Origin of the sequence: Pseudomonas sp. Colony2, assembly GCF_019382755.1 — a bacterium.
Classification (GTDB): domain Bacteria; phylum Pseudomonadota; class Gammaproteobacteria; order Pseudomonadales; family Pseudomonadaceae; genus Aquipseudomonas.
Map to the genome: position 1 here is coordinate 1,583,444 of NZ_CP080030.1, position 7,250 is coordinate 1,590,693.

Below are 7,250 nucleotides of genomic sequence, written 5' to 3' on the forward strand. Positions count from 1 at the left end.
TAAAGTCCCGCCCCGACTGGCCGAAACTCTGTCATACGATGTCGTATGCCCATAATGAGAACAATCGCCATGTCGCTCCGCAGCCTGTCCATCGCCCGCCGTGCGGGTCTCGGTTTTGCCTTGATTGCCTTGCTCGTGGCGCTGTTGGGGTTCTTTGCGCTCTCGAACATGGCAAGCATCCGCGAAAGCGCCGTGCAGGTTGAAAGTGGCCTGGTGCCGAAAATGCGCCTGGTCTCGGATATCCGCGAAATCATGCTGCGCATCCGCACTATTTCCCTGCGCATGGCCCTTGATCCCAATCCCGCGAGCCTCTCGCAATACCGCAGCCAGATGGACACCCGCAGCCAGGATCTGGCAAAGAAACTGGCCGACCTGAGTGCGGTGCTTGATACACCTGAGGTACGCAATCTCTACGACCAGTTTCAGGTCTCCCTGCGGCAATACCAGCAAGGCCTCACACAGTCGTTCATCCTTGCCGACAAGCAGCAGACCGCCGAGCTGAACAAGTTGCTGCTGGTGGACATGAAGACCGTGGTCGACGGTTCCGGCAATCAGCTCAATGCCCTGGCCGACTATTACAACGCCCAGATAAACCTGCAGGGCCAGACGGCCGAGTTGCAGTACAGCCGCTCGCGCACGATGGTCTTCGGCTTCGTGCTGCTGGCGGCGTTGAGCACCGTGGCCTTGGCCTGGTTGCTGACGCGTAGCATTGTCGGCCCGCTCAGCCACGCGGTGCGTGCCGCAGAAAACGTCGCCCAAGGCGACCTGACGCAAACCGTTGAAGTGACCGGCGATGACGAAGTGACGCGCCTGCTGGTGGCGTTGCAGACCATGCAAGGCAGCCTGCGCAGTACCTTGCAGCTGATTCGCCAGTCGGCCGGGCAGATGGCCGCGTCGGCCACCGACCTCAACGGCATCACCGACCAGAGCAGCCGCAGCCTGCAAAAGCAGACCGCTGAAATCGAGCAAGCCGCCACCGCGGTCAACGAGATGACCTCGGCCGCCGATGAGGTGGCACGTAATGCAGTCTCCACTTCCGAATCCACCCGGCTCTCTAATGAAACGGCCCGCGATGGCCAGCAGCGCGTCGGCGAGACGGTCAGCGCGATTCAGGCGTTGAGTACCAACATCGGTGAAACCTCGAGCCTGGTGCAAAACCTCGCCGATCAATCGCGGGACATCGGCAAGGTGCTCGATGTGATTCGCTCCATCGCCGAGCAGACCAACCTGTTGGCCCTGAACGCCGCCATCGAGGCGGCGCGTGCCGGTGAGTCCGGGCGTGGCTTTGCCGTGGTGGCCGACGAAGTGCGTGCGCTGGCCCATCGCACCCAGCAATCGACCCTGGAAATCGACCAGATGGTCACCGCGATGCGCAGTGGCTCCAGCGAGGCACTGACCTCAATGCAATCGAGCACCCAGCGGGCCAGCGAAACCTTGATCCTGGCCGAAGGCGCCGGTGGAGCCTTGAGCCAGATCACCGACTCCATCGACCAGATTCACCAGCGCAACCTGGTCATCGCCAGCGCCGCCGAGGAGCAGGCGCAAGTGGCCAAGGAAGTGGATCGCAACATCGTCAACATTCGTGACCTGTCCGCGCAATCATCTTCGGGAGCAGGGCAGATCAACGGGTCGAGCCAAGAGCTGGCGCGCTTGGCCGTGTCGCTCAATGAGGCGGTGGCGCGGTTTCAGCTGTAACGGGGTCTACTCGTGCCACGGATGGCACCAGTTCCAGGATACGGTCACGGCCACCTTCGGCCACGAGGTACGTTCCCTTCGTCGTACGCACAATCGACTGTGGCGCCTTCAGGAAAGACAGGATCGTCTGCTGGCGCCCGTGCTTGTCGATCAGCAACAAACGCGCACGGTGGGTTGAATCCTCGTTGATCCATAACCCGCGTTCATCGCACATCAGGAAGGTGGGTTTGTTCAATTGGCTCAGTACCACTGGATCGCTACCGTCCTCGGTTAATTCGCGGACCACACCCTTCTTCTTTTCCGTGTAGAGCATGCGCCCATCGGTACAGCGAACGATCGACTCGCCTTCGCTGAGTTGGTCACGCACGACGCTCAAGGTCTTGTCGCTCCAGCGATAGCGCAGTATGCGGGCAGCTACCTTGCGGTCTTCGATGGCGTAAAGGAACTCGCCGTCGTCCCACAGCCCTTGCACGCTGTCGCCCTTGAACAGCTCGGTAACGACGCCGTCCTTGAGGAAACTGACCGGCGCGCCGTCCACTTCCTGGCTGAATACCCAACCGCCTTGAGTGGCGACCATCCCATCCGGTTTGGATAAATTTCCTACCACCTGTTCGCGTTTTCCGTCGGGCAAGATGCGCACGATACTGCCAAGGCTGTTGCTCAATTCCTGGCTGACCATCAGCGAACCGTCAAGCATTGGCATCAGCGACGCAGCCTTTTCCACATTGCGGTGGATCACTTGCACACTCCAGTTATTGGCAGCGCTGACCGGATAGAAACTTTGCCAGGCGAAGAAGCCCAGGGTGGCAAGGCAGAGCAACCCCAGTAGCCACAGACCCAGAAGAAGCGCGCGATAGAGAGGCGCTGGGTTGGAAGTCCTTTTTATTGTGTTATCCATTGAGTGCGCTGCCGGTAGGTAGTCGTGAATAGAAAAGATCTGAATATAAATTAATTGTCGTGGTCACCTGCAAGAGGGCTGCATATCGTGCCCCACCTGAAACGTCTCTGGGAATCACCTGATCCCTCTGGCAAGCCACTGGCGGTATAGCTTACGGGCGACTTCCATTCGCGCGATAAGGATAACCAGCCAGATCATCCCGCCCATCGAGAGCAAGGCGAACCACAGCAGGAGCCCGCGCTGTTCGCTCAAACCGTCGCGCACGTATTTACTGTAGTTTTTATCGATAAAAAATGAGCAGATGACGTCGAGCTTTTCTTCTGGCAGACCGGGAAGGATGAAGGCTTGCAGAGACCCTGATGACCGACATTGCTCAACAGTGAGCCTTGCGTCGGACCATATCCCGAACTTCACGTTTTCTTCGGAGAGGTAGAATGATGGCGACTCCGGAGAGTTTTTCAGTGACACCATCAAATACCCGGATTCAATCAAAGGTGGAGTGATCGCTACGCCTGCCAGCAGCACGATGGCCAACAAGAAACAGCAATTGGTCCTCCACTGCGCGAACCTTCTGGTGATGAAGCTCAAGGCAGTGAAGTCGCTCCAGTCAATGTAGCGCTTCACTCGACCGAAATCGCGTGGGGTGAATCCATTGTTGTACATCCACTCTTCAGCCGAGTCTGCATCCTGCAAGGTGTTTGCAGGAATGTTGAACTCATAGCGGTAGTACTCCAGCTCACGGAGGTCCTTGCGCATGCGTTCGAAACGTTCGGTTTCGAAGTGCGGCTGCCCACCAAAAAAACGCCAAATCCAGTCGCGCAGAAACAACAGAGAGCCGGAGCGTCGGTAGATGAAACAAAGCAGCCACACAACGGCGAGTAGAGTAACGATGCCGCTGAATGCAGGGAAATTTTCAACATACCAAGTCAGCGGTGTGCTTTTGGAGATTGGGGCGGTCATGGCTTAATCCTTAGTCATAACGAGTCGAACGCGCGATTCTAGGCAAACTGGGCAGAGGTGTCTTTGCTTCAGGAAAAACAGGAAGAAGCTGACTTGCACGTAGGAAGCCGGACAGCATCAAGAGGTCATTGAACTGAAACGCTTATACGGTGTGCAGATTCACGTAGACCTGCTGATCAAGGGTTTTGACGGTGCCAGCGAGCGTGTGAAGCTTGATGCCAGTTTTGCGACAATTGACGCCCTAATACCCGAGACCTATGATCAAGCCCAGCTCACTGAGCTGTTAGCAGAGGCAGGATTTTTGTATACGGCAGATACCGGAAAAACCCAGCCTGTAGCTGGGTTTTTTGCATCTGAGCGTTTTTCTCCCGCGACTACCCAACGGCCCACTCGATGATCATCAACTTCGACCTCAACGACCTCCAGGCCTTCCGCGCCGTCGTAGACAAGGGCAGTTTCCGTGCGGCGGCCGAAGCCATCCGTATCTCCCAGCCGGCCCTCAGCCGGCGTATCGAGAAGCTCGAATCCGCCCTCGACGTCAAACTCTTCGAGCGCACCACGCGCCGGGTCAGCCTGACCATGGTCGGCCGCGCGTTCCTGCCGCAAGTCGAGCGCATGCTCGATGACCTGGACATCGCCCTGATGGGCATCAGCAACGTCGCCTCGACCCGCATGGGCAATGTCACCATCGCCTGTGTGCCCTCCACCGCGTACTACTTCATGCCCCACGTGATCTCCGAATTCCACAAACTCTATCCGAAGATTCGCCTGCGGGTCTTGGACGCCAGTGCGGGCGAGGTGTGTGCGGCAGTGGAAAGTGGCGAGGCGGATTTCGGCGTGAGTTTCAGCGGCAGCCTGGCAGACGGGGTGGAGTTCGAGCTGCTGTTGCAGGAGCGTTATGTACTGGCCTGTCGCCGGGAGCATCCGCTGGCGGACCGCGCCAGTGTGACGTGGGCCGAGGCGTACGAGCACGACTACATCACCGTGGACAAGACCTCAGGCAACCGCTTCCTGCTGGACCAGGCCCTGCGCGGCGTGCGGGTGAAGAAACCAAGCATCTGCGAAACTCATCACGTGACGACCATGATCGGGCTGGTGGAGGCGGGGCTTGGGGTGGCGATGGTGCCGTCGATTGCGATGCCGGGCGGCGAACATCCGATTCTGACGAGCGTGCCGCTGGTGGAGCCGGAGGTGGTGCGCAACGTGGGGTTGATCAAGCGCCGCGGGCGTACGTTGACGCCGGCGGCACTGGAACTGGAGCGGTTGACGCGGGAGATGCCGTTCCGGTCAGTGTGAGACCGAATCCAGGCCGGTGGATTGCACCACCGGTTGCGCCTGGGGCGAGGCGAGGAATTGCAGGAGCTTTTTCGCCTGCGCCGGGTGCTGCGCATTTACCGGAATGCCGGCGGCAAAACGGGTGACGGACTGCACGTCTTCAGGGATCTTTCCGACGTAGGTCACGCCTGGAATCGGCAGCAGTTCGGACACCTGTTGCAAGCCCACTTCGTAATCACCCTTGGCCACCTGTGAGGCCACCGGGATGCGTTCGATCATGGTGCCCTTGGACGGCATGCCGAGCTTCTTGAACAGTTCCTTTTCGACGTAGACGCCGCTGGCGCTGTCCGAGTACGCGACGGATTTGGCGTTGGTCAGCACCGTCTTCAGTTCGGCATCGGTGGCAATCGAGGGCTTGGCCGCGCCTTCCTTGACCACCAGGCCGATGCGCGAGTCCGCCAGTTCAACGCGGGACGCCTTGTCGACCTTGCCTTGCTTGATCAGCTCATCCAATGCGTAGCCGACCATGATCACCACGTCGGCGTGTTCGCCACGGGCCAGGCGGTTGGGAATCGCTTCCGGCGCCTTGCCCATCGACGGGCCGAGGATGGTGTCGAGGGTGTCGCCGCTCTGGGTGGCGTATTGCGCACCCAGCACCTTGTAGGCAGCGGTGAAGCCGCCGGAGGTCATGACTTTCAGCTCTTCGGCGTGGGCGACCATCGTCAGGGAACCGATCGCCAGTGCCGCCAGTGTTTTCAGCATGGGGTTCATCAGTGCGGCTCCTCAGGCAACTTGCAGACGGGCGCTGGCGCGGCGATACAGCGCGAACGTCGCGCACAGGGCGCACAGCGCGGCGAACATCAGCCAGTAGGCGGGCGATGCCTTGTCGCCTGTCTCATGGATAAACCAGGTGGAAATCGCCGGGGTAAAACCGCCGAAGATCGCGGTCGCCAGGCTATAGGCCAGGGAGAAGCCGGCCACACGCACTTCCACCGGCATGATTTCGGTCAGGGCCGGGATCATGGCGCCGTTGTACATGCCGTAGAGGAAGGAGAACCACAGCAGGGTTTCCAGCATGTGCGCGAAGCTTGGCGCATTGACCACGTAGGAAAGTGCCGGGTACGCGGTCAGCACGGTCAAAGCAGTCATGGCGATCAGCACCGGCTTGCGGCCAAAACGGTCACTGAGGGTGCCACCGATGGGCAGCCAGATGAAGTTCGACACGGCCACCAGCAGGGTCACCAGCAGGGCGTCGGCGGTGGTCAGGTTGAGTACGGTTTTGCCGAAGGTGGGTGCGTACACGGTGATCAGGTAGAAGGCCGTGGTGGTCATCGCCACCATCATCATGCCGCCGATCACGATGGTCCAGTTCTTCACCAGGGTGGCCAGCACTTCGCGCATGGTCGGGCGATGCTTGCGGTTGGCGAACTCTTCGGTTTCCTGCAGGTTGCGGCGCAGGACGAAGATGAACGGGATGATCACGCAGCCGATGGCGAACGGAATGCGCCAGCCCCAATCGGCAACCACGGCTGGTTCCATCCACTGGTTCAGGCCATAACCCAGGGCGGCCGCGACCACGATGGAGATCTGCTGGCTACCCGATTGCCAACTGGTATAGAAACCCTTGCGGCCCGGGGTGGCCATTTCGGCCAGGTACACCGACACGCCGCCCAGTTCGGCACCGGCCGAGAAACCTTGCAACAGCCGGCCCATCAGCACCAGCAGCGGTGCCCACAAACCAATGGTGTGATAGCCGGGCACCAGCACGATCAGCAGGGTGCCACTGGCCATGATCGCCAGGGTCACGATCAAGCCTTTGCGACGGCCCACATCATCGATGTACGCGCCGAGGATGATAGCCCCCAGCGGACGCATCAAAAAGCCCGCGCCGAACACGGCGAAGGTCATCATTAATGACGCAAATTCATTAGCGGCAGGGAAGAAGGCGGCGGCGATATAGGTGGCATAGAAACCGAACAGAAAGAAGTCGAACTGTTCGAGAAAGTTGCCGGAGGTGACGCGAAAGACCGCGCCGACTTTGGAGCGGGCAGAGTCAGGCCGTGAAGGGTTTTGCATTTTCTTGTGTCTCCAGCGTTCTTTTTAAAGTGCTTGTTTCGCTTAAGACCGCGGATAGTGGCTGACACATTTGGAAATGATAAGTGAGTTGTTTACATGTATTGATGCGTCGTGGTTATCAATTGCCGGATGCACACAAAACCGCTCCCTCATCTATGCTTGCCCAGTGTGTCCAATTCTTACGGATGGGAGGTGGGTATGAGCAACGAACAGAAGCAGCGCGAAGAGTTGGAGCAGGAGCGGGCGAGGAAGCTTCGCGAGGAAGAAAAGCCGCAGACCTGGAAGCATCCGGACGATGGCACCGAGCTGTCCGAGCGCGATCAGGAGCGCCCGCTCAGGCCTTGAG

7 protein-coding genes and 1 pseudogene are annotated in these 7,250 nt (G+C 59.4%); 4 read left to right on the forward strand and 4 right to left on the reverse strand.

Annotated elements, in window-relative coordinates; genetic code table 11:
- Positions 1 to 69 precede the first annotated feature (69 nt).
- A pseudogene (locus tag JV201_RS30155) lies at positions 70 to 837 on the forward strand (MCP four helix bundle domain-containing protein); the annotation flags it as partial.
- 48 nt (positions 838 to 885) lie between these two features.
- The gene (locus JV201_RS30160) at positions 886 to 1,695 is read left to right on the forward strand and encodes a methyl-accepting chemotaxis protein (protein WP_371316412.1); all 810 of its coding nucleotides are present in this window, start codon (positions 886 to 888) and stop codon (positions 1,693 to 1,695) included.
- On the opposite strand, the gene JV201_RS06730 is transcribed toward JV201_RS30160, so the two are convergent.
- Together JV201_RS06730 and JV201_RS06735 are read right to left on the reverse strand one after the other, a co-directional pair.
- Entirely contained in the window at positions 1,664 to 2,515 is an 852-nt protein-coding gene (locus JV201_RS06730) for a hypothetical protein (RefSeq protein ID WP_219406660.1), read from the reverse strand. The genes JV201_RS30160 and JV201_RS06730 overlap by 32 nt on opposite strands.
- Positions 2,516 to 2,707: 192 nt before the next feature.
- Entirely contained in the window at positions 2,708 to 3,553 is an 846-nt protein-coding gene (locus JV201_RS06735; RefSeq protein WP_003211924.1) for a DUF6216 family protein, read from the reverse strand.
- 393 nt (positions 3,554 to 3,946) lie between these two features.
- On the opposite strand from JV201_RS06735, the gene JV201_RS06740 reads away from it, so the two are divergent.
- Positions 3,947 to 4,849: a LysR family transcriptional regulator gene (locus JV201_RS06740; protein WP_008437881.1), complete on the forward strand. Its 903-nt coding sequence runs from the start codon at positions 3,947 to 3,949 to the stop codon at positions 4,847 to 4,849.
- Here JV201_RS06740 and JV201_RS06745 read toward each other — a convergent pair.
- Entirely contained in the window at positions 4,841 to 5,599 is a 759-nt protein-coding gene (locus tag JV201_RS06745) for a substrate-binding domain-containing protein (RefSeq protein WP_219406661.1), read from the reverse strand. The two genes, JV201_RS06740 and JV201_RS06745, sit on opposite strands and share 9 nt — an antisense overlap.
- Positions 5,600 to 5,611: 12 nt before the next feature.
- Positions 5,612 to 6,904 carry an MFS transporter gene (locus JV201_RS06750; RefSeq protein WP_003211917.1) on the reverse strand — a complete coding sequence of 431 codons (1,293 nt, stop codon included), beginning with the start codon at positions 6,902 to 6,904 and terminating at the stop codon, positions 5,612 to 5,614.
- A gap of 198 nt (positions 6,905 to 7,102) precedes the next feature.
- Here JV201_RS06750 and JV201_RS06755 point away from each other — a divergent pair, with 198 nt between their 5' ends.
- On the forward strand, positions 7,103 to 7,249 hold the full coding sequence (locus tag JV201_RS06755; RefSeq protein ID WP_003211914.1) for a hypothetical protein: 147 nt from the start codon (positions 7,103 to 7,105) through the stop codon (positions 7,247 to 7,249).
- Position 7,250: the final 1 nt, after the last annotated feature.